Source organism: Alkalimonas delamerensis (assembly GCF_030717955.1).
Taxonomy (GTDB): domain Bacteria; phylum Pseudomonadota; class Gammaproteobacteria; order Enterobacterales; family Alteromonadaceae; genus Alkalimonas; species Alkalimonas delamerensis.
The window spans coordinates 466,707-483,227 of the sequence record NZ_JAUZVY010000001.1; the positions used below are offsets into that span (position 1 = coordinate 466,707).

The window sequence follows — 16,521 nt, forward strand, 5'->3', positions numbered from 1 at the left end:
ACGGCAAATGATGCGGCAATGAGATTAAGACAAACACTGCTGGTGTATCTGGTCCCTTTAATGCTGTTGCCAGCTTTGTTGTTTGGTGTGCTTGCTATCAAGTTCAGCCAGTCGTTTTACTGGCAACAAGCAAACCTAAAAGCCAGCAGTTTTTTGCAGCAGCAACAGCTGGCCATTCATACCGAGCTGATGCAACTGAGCATTCAACTGCAGGATCTGACATCCAGCGGCCAGCTGATGGACTACCTGGCCGCTGAGCGTGCAGAGCCTCAGTTATTGCTTGAGCAGTGGCAACGACGATTGCAGCCCTTTGCTGCTCAACAGGCGAGTATCAAATTGGTTCGGTTAAATGGCGCTACCGAGCTGGTGTGGCCAATCATCAGTGATACCTTGCCTTCGGCTCGCTTTCAACAACGGCATTTGGCCCGGTTGCAGGGAATGATTCAGGAAGAGCTGCTGTTTTTTGCCACCGAAGCAGATGCCAGCGAGCCACGACTGTTTATCGCTCGAAAAGTTTACAACCCGTCGGCCGCCAACAGCGACACACGGCAGCTTTGGGGGTATTTGGTGCTCAGCCTTGAGCCTGAGGCTGTGCGGAAGATATTGCAGCAATCGTTAACACCTGGCAGCATTTCACTGATTATTAGCCCGGCCGCAACGATCGCTTTTTCAGACAGGCTACCCTTGATTGGCAGCACTTTCGCCCCCAGCCATTTCCGTACCATTCAACAAAGCATTCAGCAGCAGGACATGGTGCCTGGTACTTTATTGGGGCAACCCATGCTGCTAAAAGGAGCTGAGTTGCCAGGGGGCTTTCAGTTATTGCTTGGCATCAACCAGCAAGAGTTGATGGCTGCGACCCGATTTCAGCCTTGGGTGATCGGGGCCTTGTTGGTAGCCATCATGCTGCTACTGCCCTTTAGTATCTATGGGTTGCTGATCCGACATGTATTTACCCCTATTCGTAAATTGACGCAAGCCAAAACGGCTGTTGGACGCGGGGATTTGTCAACCTTGTTGCCGGTAAGCAAACAGGACGAGTTGGGAGATATGTTTGCGGCTTTTAATGTGATGGTCCGTCAGCTGCGGGTGTACCGTGAGCGGGAAAGAGCGTACAAGCAGCAGCTCGAAGACAAGGTATTAAAGCGAACCCAGGACTTAGCCCGGGCCAATGATGATTTAGCTGCCGCGAATCAGGAGCTGATTGTTGCCCGGGAAACTGCCGAGCAGGCCAGTCGATTGAAGAGTGTGTTTTTGGCTAATATGAGCCATGAAATTCGCACGCCACTGACGGCCATCATTGGTTTTAGCGAGCAGAGCGTGCAAACGGAAAATCCTGAACAGATCAAAGATTATCAGCTACGGGTATTAAAAAGCAGCCAACATCTGCTGAACCTGATCAACGACATCCTGGATCTGTCTAAAATTGAAGCGGATAAGCTGGAGCTGCAACAACAGCCGTATTGCTGTCTGGAAATCATTGACGATGTTTACCAACTGAGTTTGACGCAGGCCAAAGCCAAGGGACTTGATTGCGAACTGCAGCTGCGTTTCCCATTGCCCAAACAGATTGTTGGTGATGAAGTTCGCTTCCGTCAGGTGCTGTTAAACCTGGTCAGCAATGCCATTAAGTTTACCGAGCAAGGTCGGGTTGAGTATGAGTTGATGGCACAACAACTTAAAATTTCAGTGAAAGATACCGGCATTGGCATTGCTCCGGCAGAGCTGTCCCGGTTATTTCAACCTTTCGTGCAGGCTGATGCTACTGTCACCCGTCATTTTGGCGGTACCGGTTTAGGTTTGTGTATCTCGAAAAAGTTGATCCAGCAAATGGGAGGCGACATTCGGGTCGACAGTGTGAAAGGTGTTGGCAGTAATTTTGAAGTGATCCTGGATTGCACAGGGATGTCGATTGAGCTGGTGCAGTCCTATCAGGCTCCACAGCCACAGCAACCTGCGGCCCTGGTCAACGAGCAGTGCCCACTGCATATTCTGGTGGCAGAAGACAATCCCGACAATCAATTGTTGCTGGGCATCTTGTTGCAGCAAGTGAACGCAAGTTATGTGATGGCTGTGAACGGCCATGAAGCGGTTGAAAAAGCGTTGAGCGAAGATTTTGACCTGATATTTATGGACATGCAGATGCCGACTATGGGAGGGGAGGAGGCAACCGGCTTGATACGCCATGCCGGTATTAACACCCCTATCATCGCGGTGACGGCCAATGTGATGAGTGAAGATATCGAGCGTTACAAAGCCTCGGGCTGCCAAGACGTCTTATCCAAACCAATTGATCAACAACAATTTTTGAAGCTGGTACAGTCGTATCGGCCAGATCAACCTCAAAGTGATCATCGGGAGTTTGAACGCCGTCTGGCCGAAGACCCAGTGGTGCAGGCTTTGAAAAACAATTTCCGTGAACGGTTGCCGGATTTGGTGCAGCAGTTGGTCCAGTCTAGTGCAGCAGAGCGTTGGCAACAGCTGGCGTTTGATGCGCACAGCCTAAAAGGCAGTGCTGGCAGTATGGGGTTTCAGCAACTAACTGAATTGGCGGCTGAGTTGGAGCTGCAAGCTCAACAACAATCAGCCCAGGCTTGCCAACAATTGGTAACCAGGATGGAGCAAATTGTGCTGGAGGAGCTTACGGATGTCTGAACCGATCCCATTTCAACTGGCTGATGCGCTGCAGCGCGACAGCAACTTTGTTGCGGACTGGCCTTTATGTCAGCTTCGAGTGATGAACGATCAGCAGTATCCCTGGTTCGTGATGATTCCAAGACGGTCCGCAGTGACAGAGTTGATTGACTTGACCGAGCAGGATTACTGGCAGTGTCTGCAAGAAATTCGGGCCTTTTCCGGCTGGTTGCAGCAGCAGTTCCAACCCGACAAATTAAATATTGCCGCTCTTGGCAATATGGTGCCACAATTACATATTCACCAAATTGCCCGCTTTCGGACAGATCTGGCCTGGCCTGCTCCGATCTGGGGCAAGGTGCCGATGCAGCCTTATCCAGAGGTCAAGTTGCAACAGCTGATTGAACTGTGGCAGCCAAGCCTTGTCGCGAGAATGCCATCGCCATCATCCAACGGAGTTTAACTATGTCAGCAGAGCACACACTCATTTCCATTCTGGTTGACAAATTGCGCCACGACCGCCTGGTGCTGCCCACCTTGCCGGAAATTGCACTCCGGGTACGTCGCACTGCCGATGATCCAGAAGTCAGCCTGGCCGATATGGCCGAAGTGATTAGCATGGATCCAGCTTTGGCAGCCAGGATGATACGGGTGGCCAACAGTGCTTTTTTAGGTCGAACCATCAAAGTCAGTACACTAAGCCAAGCTGTGACCCGCATTGGGCTGAGCCAGATTAAAACCATTGCCACTGCCATGGCCATGGAGCAACTCTTTGTCAGTCAGAACAAGCAAATTCAGCAGATGATGGACAAGGCCTGGCGAGATACCGTGCAGGTGACCAGCATTGCAGTAGCCTGTCTCAGCTACTACCGCTCGACTCAGCGGCACTGTGCCCTTAGCATTGATGAAATGACGCTGGCAGCACTGCTGCATCACATTGGTTTACTGCCGATTTTGACCGAGGCGGAGCAGCATCAAAATGCTTTTGGTCATCCTGGCTTTATGCGCCATGCGATGGTGAAGCTATCACCAAAAATTGGTCTGGCTATTTTACAAGCCTGGGGCTTTTCAGAGATGTATCAGCGAGTGATTGCCAACTGGCAAAAGCCGGAGCACTCAGCGCAACCGGATTACACCGACTTTGTCCGTATCGCCACCATAGTGCAGCAAAGCTTTCCTGTACAAGACCAGCAGCAGGCTCTGCTCAACCACTACATTGAGCAAGGTGTGCTGCCGGACGCTGATTTTATGCAAGAGCCGGCCATCACTGCTGTGTATCAGGATGTCCGGGCTCTGTTTGCTTAAAGCTTTTCTGAAGGCGGTTACTCGGCCGGTGTGACGGCTGCGGCGATGTGATCCAGCGCGGCAGTTAAGGTCGAAGCCATCAATAGCGAGTCGGCAGCCAGCCGCGCCTCGGCATCCTCAAAGCCTAACTCGTCGTTTTTACTGCTGATGCTGTCATGGAAGCGCAGGCTCTTGACACTGCCATCTTCACAGACTTTCAGGCTAATGCCTTCTTCCTGCACCAGCTCCAGTCGAATTACGGCTTTATCCTGCAGATGGCTGAGTACCTCATCGGTGCTCAGCAGATGGTTGCTAAAACGCACTTTAGCACCTTCTTCATCCGGGGCTTTTAATTCAACTTCGTGACCCAGTTGAAAGCTGGCTGGTAACTGCTGCGCCTGCAACCAGTGCTGCAGAGCATCGCTTAAGCGGTAAGGGTCCAGCCAGGGCAGTGCGGGTAAAGAACCCAAAGCTTTGCGCAGCAACGCCAGCACATCTTCTGCCCGGCTACTGCTGCTAGTGTTAATGATAATACGCTGTTTGTTCAAATCCAGGCAGGCAATCACGCTTTGAGTTTTACTAAAAGCGCGTGGCAGCAAACTAAAGGTGACTTCTTCTTTGATGCTGTCTTTTTCCTTGCGACTTAACGGCCGACCTTTCTCTGTCGTCAAGGCCTCAATTTTCGGCTGCATTTCGTCCTGCACCACGGCGGCGGGCAGAATTTTTTCCTGCCGCTTCAGGGCAAAAAACAAGTACTGTTGATTTTGGTAGCAATAATTCTGCACAGACTCAAACGGAAAACTAAACCCCTGGCTGGATGGTTGTTGACCGCTGCAGGGCTTGAAGCGAAATTCGTGCAGGGCTTGCTCCAGACTGGCTTTATCCACAGTGACTGGGGAACTTAACTGATAAATACGACAATTCTTAAACCACATACCAAGCTCTTAACGACAAAAAAGGGCATCAGTATAACGTGCTGCAGCCGCAGGGTATAGCGCCCAGGAGTCTGGGAGCTGGGTGTTAAGCAGTTTGCTTCTTGGGAAAACGTATATGGTAGCTCAGCCCTTTGCCGGGCTCGCTGCTGACTTCGATGCTGCCTTTTAAGGTTTGCCGTACCAGGTTGTAGGTTATATGAGTCCCTAAACCACTGCCACCGGCTTCTCGTTTGGTGGTAAAGAAAGGATGAAAGAGTTTCTCCAGCTGCTCGGGGGTTAAACCCTTGCCGTTATCGCTGTAGCGAATATCAATGTCATCGCCATCGTCGAGAACGGTGATGCGGATTTGTCCTTCTGCCATCTCTTCAAAGCCATGGATCAAAGAGTTCATCAGTAAATTGGTGAAAATTTGCGAGATAGCGCCGGCAGGGCAGGTTAGCTGCAAGTCGGCCGGGCAGTTGACATCTACCTGGTGCTTGGTTTTTTTAAAGTGCGGATGCAAGGAGCGGATCACTTCCTGCAAATAAGCATCCAGCCGAATGGTGCGTATGGCTTCGCTGGTCTGATCGACCGCAATCTGTTTAAAGCTGGCAATCAGATCCGAAGCCCGGTTTAAGTTGGATTCCAGTAAGGTGGCGGTTTCGGTCGCCTCCGCAATGAATTGCTCCAGGTTTTTCGGAGACAGCGTTTTGGCCTGGTAAGCCTTTTGCAAGTGCTGAATTTTTTCCGATAAAAAGCTGGTAGCCGTGACGCCAATACCGACCGGCGTATTCACCTCATGGGTGATGCCTGCAACCAGGCCTCCCAAAGCGGCCATTTTTTCCGATTGCACCAAGCGATCCTGGGTTTGTTTTAAATCTTCCACCAGATTTTCCAGCTCGGTTTGCTTGCTGCGCAGTGCTTGCTCAATATGACGGCGTCGCTCGATCTCTTCTTTTAAACTCTGCTGTTTGACTTCCAGTTGCTGCTTTTGTTGCTGCAAGTCCATCATGGCCTGGCTTAAACCGGAGGTTTTTCGTGCGACCTCTTGCTCCAGTACCAGATTGTGTTGGTCTAGCTTTTCATTGCTAACCACCAGTTCCTTCTGGGTACTTTCCAACCGGGACTTGTAATCCTGCACCCGGTTGATCAAGCGGTTAAAAGCCGTGGTCATCACGCCGAGTTCAATGCTGCTTTCGCTGCGGCCGGTTTCGATGCGGGCGCCATCGAGATGGTCCAGCTCCAGTTCTTCGATTTGCTGGGTGAGTTCGGCCATCGGCTCGGTTAAATAACGGCGAAACGCCAGTAAGAATAGAATAATCAGGAAGGTGGTTTTCAGCATGGCATTGCCGATCAGAAAGAAAATACCAATTTTAATCCGATCGATCACGATGGCCCGGCTGGAAAACAGGGTGACATCGCCTACCTGAGTGGCTCGGCCAGAAAACTCAAAAATCAATGGAAAGGTGTAACCAAAGAGACCGGATTGTTGCTCCGCCAGTTGGATCCCTTCTCGCACCAGTTCGCTGCCATGGCGTTGGCTAATATCGACATGGCGGCCAAGTTGGGTAATGACCGTACCGCTGTCATCCCGAACGATAATGCCTTCGACTGCAGGAATGGCCAGCAGGCCATCAGCAATCACCAGCGCTTGCTGGGTATTGAGTTCCCAGATGGCCCGGGTCAGACTACCGGAAAAGGTTTGCTGCAAAGTGGCCAGTTCGCTGTTGATGTAACGTTTGGTATTCAGGTACTCGGCACCGATTTGCGCCAAAGTGACGACAAAGGTCAGTATAAAGTACACCGATAAGACTTTGGTCAACAGGGTTCTGGACAAACTTCTTTGCTGCATTAGGTGGTCCTTTTAAAACAGCACGGTACGTTCTCGGGCAGTTTTTGCCTTCCGCGATCGCTACCGGAAGGGGTTCTAAGGCTGCCAGCTATAGACTATAGCCTAATTTCTTCTGTATAGGTGGTATTATCCAAGCCATGCAAGACTCAAGCTGCTGGTATTCAATGCAAATTTTTGAGTCTTTACATGCTTAAACTAGCAGACTTTTAGCCAACTTGCATTGTATTTGGCTTCTGGTTATAGTCGAGTGATTGATTCGGAGCAATCGAACAACACTCATAAAAACAACCCTCAGAGAGCTGTGCGCATGAGCTTAACCGCTTTAATCTGTGATGACTCTGTCCTGGCCCGCAAACAGGTTAAAAAAAGTCTGCCGGAAAACTTCGCTGCTACCGTTTTAACGGCATCCAATGGTCTGGAAGCACTGGATATATTGAGCGCGCAAGAAATTGGCGTGGTTTTCCTCGATTTGACCATGCCGGAGCTCGATGGCATTGGTGTGCTGGAGGCTATTAAAGCCCGGCAGTTGAAGTCCTGTGTCATTGTTATTTCTGCCGATATTCAGCCCGAAATGCAAAAGCGGGTCGCGGAGCTTGGTGCCCTGGCCTTTATTCAAAAACCGGTGAACCCGGACAAACTCAACCAGATACTGTCGCAGTATGGTTTGATCTGATGGCGATGTTATCTGCTGACCAACAGGATGCGTTGCAAGAGCTAATGAATGTCGCTATGGGCATGGCCAGCGATCAGCTGGCTCGTTATTTAAACACCTTGGTGCATTTGCAAGTACCAGCCATCCGGCTGGTCCAGCCTTCGGATTTGTTGGCGCAGCTCGAGCCTGAGAATGCTGATCAGCAACGGCAGATAGTGAGTCAGGGCTTTATTGGCGATGCCGGCTTTCAGGGCGAAGCGGTGTTGTTTTACCAGTTGAGCAATGCCCGTCAGTTGGCAACGATGCTGGGCTATCCGGCAGATGATGCCAACGATGCCGAAATGCTGACCGATATCAGCTCCATTTTGACCACCACCTTTCTCAACAGTCTGGGCGGGCAGTTGAGTGCTCAGCTGTCTTACAGTGCTCCCAGGCTGTTAAGTGATCAGCAGGAACTGTTGGTGCAGCGTATCGAGACCCCTGGCTGGCGTGCTGCTTTGCAGGTCAGCATCCACTATCAGGTGATTGACTATGCGTTTCAATGCGAGATGGTGCTTTTGATACCGGAACTTGGCTTGCAGACTCTGCAGCAGCGGTTGGATGCTATTTTGCTGGAGTACTAGCAGGAGGACGGATGGACGCACAATGGCTGGCAATGCCTATTTTGCAGCAGTTAAACAGCGGTGTGCTGGTGCTCAGTACCGACTATCATATCTGCTTTTACAATCAGTTTATTGAGCGCAGGCTGGGTGTGCCCTTGGCCGAGGTGCGTCACAAATCCGTCTTTGATGTTTTCACCGATTTACCGGAAGCCTGGTTAAAGCGCAAGCTGGACAGTGTGGTCGCTTTGAACGCGCCGGTGTTTAGCTCATGGGAGCAACGGCCTTATGTGCTGAAACTGCCTCACCTGCGTCCGATCAGCAATGTCAGTGATTACATGATTCAAAATTGCAGCATGTTGCCCTTGTTGCATCCGCATACCGGTGAAACCTTTGTTTGTCTGCTCATCGAGGATGCCACCGATGTCAGCCTGTATCAGCAGGAGCTGCAACGCAATATGCAGGCGTTGCAACAAGCCAACCGCATGGATGGTCTCACCCAGGTGTTTAACCGCAGTTATTGGGAACAGTTGTTGAATGCGGAGATCTTGCGCGCCAGACGTTACCACCAACCTTTATCATTAATTTTATTTGATTTAGACAAGTTTAAGCAGCTGAACGATATCTATGGCCATCAGGGAGGCGATTATGTCCTGGTTGAGTTGTCTGCTTTCATTCAAAGCTTGCTGCGGGAGTCGGATTTGCTGGGGCGATATGGTGGCGAAGAGTTTGGCATTATCTTACCCAATACTGGACTTCAAGGGGCCAGTGAGGTGGCTAAGCGTATATGTCGTCAGGTCGCTGCGCATCCGTTGCATTATCAGCAGCAGGACATTCGTGCCACCATCAGTTTGGGGGTGGCTGAGTTGAATCCTCACCGGCAGCAGGATGTGCATGACCTGGTGCAATGTGCGGACCTGGCACTGTACTTATCCAAGCGTGAAGGCCGCAATCGCAGCACCAGTTATCGGGATGAATTGCGTCACTACCTGCAGAAGATCACCGAAAGCGCCCATTAACGGTTGACAGACGTCTATAAGTCTGTGCATTATGAAGCCTATGAAAAATTTAATGACACTCACCACCACCATTATTACCACCACCCTGTCGGGGTAGGAGGTCGGTGGTGCTTTGTCATCAGAAAACCCGTGACCTCAACCGTCACGGGTTTTTTGTTTAAGGGCACTAAGACCCGGCAAATGCAACCAGGACCAACACAATTTCGATGTTGAATGATTCAGGAGTAAAACATGCGCGTGCTTAAATTTGGCGGTTCGTCGCTGGCCTCGGTCACACGCTTTCAGGGGGTGGCCAGCATCGTCGCTGACCGTGCCCGGGAAGGGGAGCTTTGCCTGGTGTTGTCGGCCCCGCAAGGGGTGACCAATTTGTTGGTGGAGTTGACGGATTTGGCTTACATGGGAGCCGATTATCAGGAGGTACTGCTCAGCTTGCAGCAGCGCTACCAGCAGTTGCTGGATGAGGCAGCAAGTCATATTGGTGCAGAGGCTTTAAGCCCGGTTCGGACCCTGATGCAAGCCCAGCTGGAGCAACTAGCGCAGCGCTTGCAAGGGGTGCAGTTGCTCAGGCACTGCCCCGATCACATCAAGGCGCAGTTGCTTGGTCTTGGGGAGCAGTTCAGTGTCGGCCTGATGCAAGCCTTGCTGCAGGCCAAGGGCGTTCGGGTTCGGTTATTGCCGGCCGCACACTGTGTGCGCAGTGAAGGCGACTACCTGAACGCGACGGCCGATATACCCGCTTCCGAGCAAGCCTTGGCCAGTGCCATTGCGGAAGCCACGGCCGAGGTTTATCTGCTGGCAGGCTTTGTCTCCAGCAATGCGCAGGGCGAGCTTTGCTTGCTGGGCCGCAATGGTTCGGATTACTCGGCCGCCATAGTCGCTGCCAGCTTAAAAGCCTCTGCCTGTGAAATCTGGACCGATGTGGATGGTGTCTACAGTGCCGATCCCCGTCAGGTCAAACAAACCCAATTGATTGAGCGGTTATCGTACGATGAAGCGATGGAGCTGTCGTACTTTGGCGCCAAAGTACTGCATCCTAAAACCATCGGCCCGTTGGCACGCTTTAATATCCCTTGTTTTATTAAAAATACGCTGAATCCCAGCGCAGCCGGTACCTGCATTTCGACTCAGGGCGATGGTGATTCGCTGGTCAAGGGCATCTCCAGTTTGCAGCATTTGGCATTAATTACCGTTTCCGGTCCTGGTCTGAAAGGGGTGGTTGGCATGGCGAGCCGGGTTTTTGCAACCATGGCTCGTGCCTCGATTTCAGTGAATCTGATCACTCAGTCGTCGTCTGAATTCAGCATCAGCTTCTGTGTCCCGCAGCTGCACCTGACGGCCGCCAAAAAAGCGCTGGAAACCGAGTTTGAACTGGAGCTGCAAAGCAAGCTGCTAAGGCCGCTTGATATCGCACCGGATATGGCCATTGTCAGTCTGGTCGGGGATGGCATGCGGCAGCACCGCGGTGTGGCTGCCAAGTTTTTTGCTTCCCTGGCTCAGGCTCGGGTGAATGTGGTGGCCATTGCGCAAGACAGCAGCGAGCGTTCCATTTCGGCCGTGGTGGCGCAGTCGGCCTGTCAGGATGCGGTCAAGGTGTGTCATGAAAACTTCTTTAGTCATATCCCCAGCATCGATGTTTTCCTGGTGGGCTGTGGTGTGGTTGGGGCGGAGCTGTTGGCACAAATTGAGCGACAGCAAGGCTTCTTGCAGCAGCGTCACGTGAAATTGAAAGTCTATGGCATCGCCAACAGCCGGCAACTGTTGCTGCAGCCGGAAGGGGTGGATTTAGCCGCCTGGCAGCCGCAACTGGCGCAAAGCAAACAGGCTTTTAGCCTCGATGCCCTGAACCAGTTTGTGCAGGAGCAGCATTTGATCAATCCGGTGTTGGTCGATTGCACCAGCTCGGAAAGCGTTGCTGCTCAGTACGCCGATTTCCTGGCCGCTGGCTTTCATGTGGTGACCCCAAATAAAAAAGCCAACACCGCCAGCATGGCGTATTACCGTGAGCTGCGGCAAAAGGCACAGCAGCATCGACGCCGTTTCTTGTATGAAACCACGGTAGGCGCAGGTTTGCCGGTGATTGATACTTTGCAGGGCCTGCTAAACGCGGGCGATGAGCTGCTGGCTTTTGAAGGCATTTTATCCGGTTCCCTGTCCTACATTTTTGGCATGCTGGAGCAAGGGCTCAGCTTGTCAGAAGTCACCGCCAAAGCCAAAGCCATGGGCTTTACCGAGCCCGATCCCCGCGATGATTTGTCGGGGATGGATGTTGCGCGCAAGCTGCTGATCATGGCACGGGAGTCCGGTCTTGAGCTGGAGCTGGATCAGGTAGAGGTCGAGTCGGTGTTGCCGGCTGGCTTCGATGCCAGCGGCAGCATTGACGCCTTTATGGCGCGATTGCCTGAAGCCAATGCGGCTTTTGCCAAGCGGGCGGAGGCGGCCAAAGCAGAAGGCAAGGTGCTGCGCTACATCGGTGAGATTCGGGACGGGCGGTGCAAGGTCGCCATCAAGGCGTTGGAGCCGGATCATCCGCTGGCAAAAGTGAAAGACGGGGAAAATGCCCTGGCCATTCACAGCCGTTATTATCAGCCGATCCCTTTTGTGCTGCGTGGTTATGGTGCAGGCGCTGCGGTTACCTCCGCTGGGGTCTTCAGTGATATTCTGCGGACCTTGTCCTGGCAGCAGGAAGTCTAAGCGGAGCGCATAACAATGACACAGTATTATTATGCGCCGGCTTCAACCGGCAATCTGAGCGTGGGCTTTGACCTCTTGGGTGCGGCTTTTGAACCCGTCGATGGGCAACTGCTCGGTGATGTGCTGGCCATTCATGGCGAGGCAGTTCAGAGTCGGCTTCGACTTAGCGGTCGTTACCAGCACCAGCTGCCGGCCGATACCGACGACAATCTGGTGCTTCGTTGTTACCGCTTATTCCAGCAGCGCTTGGGGAAGCCCTTGCCGGGGCTGGAGCTCGAGCTTATCAAAGCCTTGCCGGTTGGCAGCGGTCTGGGGTCCAGTGCCTGCTCCATTGTGGTGGCCTGCTACGCCTTTAACCATTATTTTGGCGAGCCACTGAGTCAGTCGGAGTTGTTGCAGCTGATGGCCGAAGCCGAAGGTGGCGTCAGCGGCTCCGTGCACTACGACAATGTGGCACCCTCTTATCTGGGCGGGCTGCAATTGATGTTGCCAGGCAGCCGACAACTTTGCCGCGCCCTGCCTTGGTTTGACCACTGGCGGGTGGTATTGAGTTATCCTGGCACCACCTTGTCGACCAAGGCCGCGCGTGCCGCTATCCCGGCGCAGTTGCCGCTGGCAACCAGCATCGCTTTTGCTGCCGGTCTAAGCCGCTTTGTTTCAGCCCTGTACAGTCAGGATGAAGCCGATGCGATGGCGGCCTTGAACGATGTGGTCGCCGAGCCGGTGCGGCTTCATTTAATGCCTGAGCTGCCGCAGCTGCGAAGCGCACTGCAAGCCCTTGGTGCTGCCCATCTTGGCATTTCCGGGGCTGGCCCAACGGTGTTTGCACTTTGCCCAACCGACTGTGCTGCCCGTGATGTGGCCGCTTATCTGACGCAGCATTACCATAAGAATCAGGATGCGATGACGCATCTTTGTCGGCTGGCACCAAAGGGTGCCCGCCTTGTGAAGGATCCAAACTCATGCAATTAGTCAATTTGAAAGTACCTGCCGAGCAGGTCAGTTTTTTACAGGCGGTCCGTACCGGCCTTGGCCAGCAACAAGGATTGTTTTTCCCGACCAAGTGGCCCCAGCTCGATTGCGATGCCTTGCTGCAATTGCCACTGCAAGCGCGCAGCACAGCCATTATGAAGGCCTTATTTGGCGATGAGCTGACCGAGCAGCAGATACAGCAGATGGTGGAGCAGGCGTTTACCTTTCCGGCGCCGTTGCAGCCGGTCAAAGATGAGCTCTATTGCCTTGAGCTTTTTCACGGGCCCACGCTGGCTTTTAAAGACTTTGGTGGCCGTTTTATGGCGCAGGCTCTTGGGCAGGCCAAGCAACAGGATAAAGTTACCATTGTCACCGCTACATCGGGCGATACCGGAGCTGCGGTTGCGCAGGCATTTTACCGTCAACCCGGTGTGCAGGTGGTGATTTTGTATCCGAAAGGCAAGATCAGCAGTCTGCAGGAAAAATTGTTTTCCACCCTGGGTGAGAACATTACTACTCTGGCCATTGACGGGGACTTTGATCAGTGTCAGGCGCTGGTGAAACAGGTTTTCGATCATCAGGCGCTGGTCAAGCGTCTGAATATCAACTCGGCCAACTCCATCAATATCAGTCGGCTATTGGCGCAGGTTTGCTACTATTTTGAAGCTTTGGCCCAGTTGCCTGCTGAGCGGCGGCAGGATGCGGTCTTTGCTGTACCCAGCGGCAACTTTGGCAATGTTACTGCCGGTTTAATTGCCAAGGCGATGGGGTTGCCATTCAAGCGGATGGTGGCAGCCACCAACATCAACGATACGGTACCGCGTTATTGGCGTGATGGTCAGTGGCAACCTAAGGCCACGCAGGCCACTTTATCCAATGCGATGGACATCAGTGCGCCAAACAACTGGCCGCGGGTGGAAGCACTGCTGCAGCAAGGTGTTATTCAGCGCGCTGATCTCGAAGCCGTGGCGGTGGATGAAGACGATACCCAGTTGGGGATGCGTCAGCTGGCGGCAGATGGCTACATCAGTGAGCCGCATGCGGCGGTGGCCTACAAAGCACTCAAACGCTCCTTGCAGCCAGGGGAGATCGGCATCTTTCTTGGCACCGCACATCCGGCCAAGTTTAAAGAACAGGTCGAGAATATTCTTGGTTGCCCAATCGCCTTGCCACCGGTACTGGCCAAGTGCCAGGCCGAGCCAAGCCTGAGCCGGGAACTGCCTGCTGATTTCGCAGCTTTGGAGCAACTCTTGCTGGAGCTGGAAGACCATGCCTGAGTGGCAGGATGTACTCGGGGCTGAAAAAAGTCAGCCCTATTTTCAGGAAATTATGCAGCAACTGCAGCAGGCCCGCGCCAGTGGCCAGGTGATTTACCCGCCGGAAAAAGAGGTGTTCAACGCCTTTAAGCTGACACCCTTTGCCAGTTTGAAGGTGGTGATTCTGGGGCAGGACCCTTACCATGGTCCGAACCAGGCGCACGGATTGGCGTTTTCGGTCCGGCCTGGGGTGAGGATCCCACCGTCGCTTCGTAACATGTATAAGGAGTTGGCGCTGGAGTATCCCGATTACCGGATCCCCACTCATGGGTACCTGACGGCCTGGGCAGAGCAAGGGGTATTGCTGCTCAACACGGCTTTAACCGTGGTGGCCAACCAGGCAAACTCGCATCGGGATCTGGGCTGGGAACAATTTACCGATCGGGTAATTGCAGCCATCAGCGAGCAGGCTGAACATCTGGTATTTTTGTTGTGGGGCTCACATGCCGGTCGCAAAGCCAGATTGATTGACGGCAACAAGCATACCGTGCTGACAGCACCGCACCCATCGCCGTTATCGGCACACCGTGGTTTTTTTGGCTGCAACCACTTTCTGCAGGCCAATCAGGCATTGCAGGCGCATGGCCAAAGCCCGATCGATTGGCAATTGCCGCTGCTGCCTTGAGCCTTCTGAACCAGAGCACAAATAAAAACGCCTGAACGAAGTGTTCAGGCGTTTTTATTAAAATAACTCAATGTCATCCAGTTCTGGTTCAATGGTCCAGTCCATGTCGGCCAGCTCACGCTTTAAGCGTTGCCGCTCTTTCATGGCTTCAATTTCCCGCCACTTGCGCTTCCCCGTACTGCGCGCTTTTTGCGCCGGACGTTCCAACATATTCAGTAAATCTTCGAAGCTTTCCATTGTTGTGCCTCTCTGATGTTGTTGTTATTTTCAACAAATAAGTACCACAGACCTCGTCAAAAATAAAGCACCAAAGTGACAGCGTGATGACATTTTAGGCATTTTCGCTACTGGTCAGATGTCTTTGCAGGCTGGCCAATAAGGCATTGGTGGAGCTATCAAATACCGACGACTTTCCGTTAAGTGCTTGATAAATAGGCCCTGATAGCTGCTTTCCTAACTCAACACCCCATTGATCAAAGGAGTTGAGTTGCCAGATAGCCCCCTGACAAAATACCTTGTGCTCGTACAGCGCAAGCAAGGCTCCAAGGTAATAGGGTGACAACTCGGGCAGCAGCAGAGTGTTGCTGGGCTTATTGCCTGGAGAGGCCTTGTGGGGTGCCAGAGCACTGGCTGCGGCTTCACTCATGCCTTGCGCCAGGCACTCGGCTTTGGCCTCTTCGACTGTCTTGCCTTGCATCAATGCCTGCGTTTGTGCAAAGCAGTGGGCGGCTAAGCGCAGCTGGTGGTCGTGCAATCCGTGCTGTGGTTTGGCGGCGAGAATAAAGTCTGCCGGGATTACCAGCTGGCTTTGGTGCAGCAACTGATGGTAAGCGTGCTGACCATTGGTGCCGGCATCGCCCCAGATCACCGGGGCGGTGGCACAGGGCAGGGGCTGGCCCTGATGATCCACCTGTTTGCCGTTGCTCTCCATATCCAGCTGTTGCACGTAGGATGGCAGCAGTCGCAAATAATGGTTGTATGGCAGCAGTGCCTGGCTTTGGCAGCCCATGCCATTGATGTACCAAACCCCCAGCAAGGCCAGAATGACTGGCATGTTGCTGGCCGCATCGGCCGACAGAAAATGCTGGTCCATCGCATAAGCACCGGCCAGAAACTGGTCAAACTGCTCGTTGCCCAATTGCAGTGCCAGTGGCAGGCCGATGGCCGACCAGATGGAGTAACGGCCGCCGACCCAGTCCCACATCGGCAGAATGTGCTCTGGCACGATGCCGAAGTCAGCCGCAGCCTGAATGTTGGAGCTGGTTGCCCAAAAGTGGCGGGCAATGGCCGCCTGATCGGCGCCTTGGTCCAAAAACCATTGCCGCAGGGTCAGGGCATTTTGGCGGGTCTCTTCGGTACCAAAGGACTTGGAGGCTACCACCACCAAGGTGGTTTCCGGTTGCAAGGAGCGGCACAAGTCATGCACCACGGCACCATCAATATTGCCGGCAAAGTGAATGCTGACCGGACTTTTATTAAAGGGGCTGAGCGCTTCACAGGCCATTTGCGGGCCCAATAAGGAGCCGCCGATGCCGACCCAGATCAGATCGCGTATCGGTTGACCGCTGTAGCCAAGGTAACTTTGTTGATGCAGCTGATTGACCAGCGCTGTCATCTTTTGCCGGCACTGCCGGATCTCCGAGACCACGCTGGCATCGTCCAATTGCTGCAAGGCTTGCTCTGGCAAGCGCAAGCGCATGTGGCCAACGGCACGCTGCTCGGTATGGTTGATGGCCTCGCCCTGCACCATACGCTGCCGCAAAGCGACGATATCGCTTTGCGCAGCCAGCTGCAGCAAACTTTGCCAGCGCTTCGCATCAATCAGATTTTTGGAGTAATCCAGCTCAATGCCACAGGCGTCAACACGGTAGCGGTTGGCACGCTCAGGATCGGCTGAAAATGCCTGCCGCAATGAAAATGGTTCTGCAGCTTGTTGCTGCAAGGCCTGCCAGAGGGCGCTCAT

The 16,521-nt window shown here is 53.2% G+C and carries 14 protein-coding genes; 10 read left to right on the plus strand and 4 right to left on the minus strand.

The annotated features are described in order from the left end of the window. Positions 1–18: 18 nt before the first annotated feature. Genes Q3O59_RS02180 through Q3O59_RS02190 form a run of 3 tightly spaced genes read left to right on the plus strand, consistent with a single transcriptional unit; the run spans position 19 to position 3,939 of the window. Positions 19–2,655 carry a hybrid sensor histidine kinase/response regulator gene (locus tag Q3O59_RS02180; protein ID WP_305944032.1) on the plus strand — a complete coding sequence of 879 codons (2,637 nt, stop codon included), beginning with the start codon at positions 19–21 and terminating at the stop codon, positions 2,653–2,655. Next, positions 2,648–3,097, plus strand: a complete 450-nt coding sequence (locus Q3O59_RS02185; RefSeq protein WP_305944033.1) for an HIT domain-containing protein — start codon at positions 2,648–2,650, stop codon at positions 3,095–3,097. The genes Q3O59_RS02180 and Q3O59_RS02185 overlap by 8 nt, the downstream gene beginning before the upstream one ends. Before the next feature lie 2 nt (positions 3,098–3,099). After that, positions 3,100–3,939: an HDOD domain-containing protein gene (locus tag Q3O59_RS02190; protein WP_305944034.1), complete on the plus strand. Its 840-nt coding sequence runs from the start codon at positions 3,100–3,102 to the stop codon at positions 3,937–3,939. Between the two features lie 17 nt (positions 3,940–3,956). On the opposite strand, the gene Q3O59_RS02195 is transcribed toward Q3O59_RS02190, so the two are convergent. Together Q3O59_RS02195 and Q3O59_RS02200 are read right to left on the minus strand one after the other, a co-directional pair. Further along, the gene (locus tag Q3O59_RS02195) at positions 3,957–4,853 is read right to left on the minus strand and encodes a recombination-associated protein RdgC (protein WP_305944035.1); all 897 of its coding nucleotides are present in this window, start codon (positions 4,851–4,853) and stop codon (positions 3,957–3,959) included. Between the two features lie 85 nt (positions 4,854–4,938). After that, positions 4,939–6,684: an ATP-binding protein gene (locus Q3O59_RS02200; protein ID WP_305944036.1), complete on the minus strand. Its 1,746-nt coding sequence runs from the start codon at positions 6,682–6,684 to the stop codon at positions 4,939–4,941. A gap of 307 nt (positions 6,685–6,991) precedes the next feature. Here Q3O59_RS02200 and Q3O59_RS02205 point away from each other — a divergent pair, with 307 nt between their 5' ends. The 7 genes from Q3O59_RS02205 (at position 6,992) to ung (ending at position 14,558) form a co-directional block, all read left to right on the plus strand. Then, positions 6,992–7,357 carry a response regulator gene (locus tag Q3O59_RS02205; RefSeq protein WP_305944037.1) on the plus strand — a complete coding sequence of 122 codons (366 nt, stop codon included), beginning with the start codon at positions 6,992–6,994 and terminating at the stop codon, positions 7,355–7,357. Next, positions 7,357–7,959: a chemotaxis protein gene (locus tag Q3O59_RS02210; RefSeq protein WP_305944038.1), complete on the plus strand. Its 603-nt coding sequence runs from the start codon at positions 7,357–7,359 to the stop codon at positions 7,957–7,959. Before Q3O59_RS02205 ends, Q3O59_RS02210 begins: the two co-directional genes overlap by 1 nt. An 11-nt stretch (positions 7,960–7,970) precedes the next feature. Then, a complete protein-coding gene (locus Q3O59_RS02215; RefSeq protein WP_305944039.1) occupies positions 7,971–8,954 on the plus strand; it encodes a sensor domain-containing diguanylate cyclase in 984 nt (327 codons plus the stop codon). A 231-nt stretch (positions 8,955–9,185) separates the two neighbouring features. Next, positions 9,186–11,645 carry a bifunctional aspartate kinase/homoserine dehydrogenase I gene (thrA, locus tag Q3O59_RS02220; RefSeq protein WP_305944040.1) on the plus strand — a complete coding sequence of 820 codons (2,460 nt, stop codon included), beginning with the start codon at positions 9,186–9,188 and terminating at the stop codon, positions 11,643–11,645. A 15-nt stretch (positions 11,646–11,660) separates the two neighbouring features. Continuing rightward, positions 11,661–12,617 carry a homoserine kinase gene (gene thrB, locus Q3O59_RS02225; RefSeq protein ID WP_305944041.1) on the plus strand — a complete coding sequence of 319 codons (957 nt, stop codon included), beginning with the start codon at positions 11,661–11,663 and terminating at the stop codon, positions 12,615–12,617. Beyond that, complete coding sequence (thrC, locus tag Q3O59_RS02230; protein WP_305944042.1) at positions 12,608–13,894, plus strand: threonine synthase; 1,287 nt, start codon at positions 12,608–12,610, stop codon at positions 13,892–13,894. The genes thrB and thrC overlap by 10 nt, the downstream gene beginning before the upstream one ends. Then, a complete protein-coding gene (gene ung, locus Q3O59_RS02235; RefSeq protein ID WP_305944043.1) occupies positions 13,887–14,558 on the plus strand; it encodes a uracil-DNA glycosylase in 672 nt (223 codons plus the stop codon). Before thrC ends, ung begins: the two co-directional genes overlap by 8 nt. Before the next feature lie 57 nt (positions 14,559–14,615). Here ung and Q3O59_RS02240 read toward each other — a convergent pair whose 3' ends face one another. Together Q3O59_RS02240 and pgi are read right to left on the minus strand one after the other, a co-directional pair. Continuing rightward, positions 14,616–14,795 carry a DUF3545 family protein gene (locus Q3O59_RS02240; RefSeq protein WP_228589426.1) on the minus strand — a complete coding sequence of 60 codons (180 nt, stop codon included), beginning with the start codon at positions 14,793–14,795 and terminating at the stop codon, positions 14,616–14,618. 94 nt (positions 14,796–14,889) lie between these two features. Then, complete coding sequence (gene pgi, locus Q3O59_RS02245; RefSeq protein ID WP_305944044.1) at positions 14,890–16,521, minus strand: glucose-6-phosphate isomerase; 1,632 nt, start codon at positions 16,519–16,521, stop codon at positions 14,890–14,892.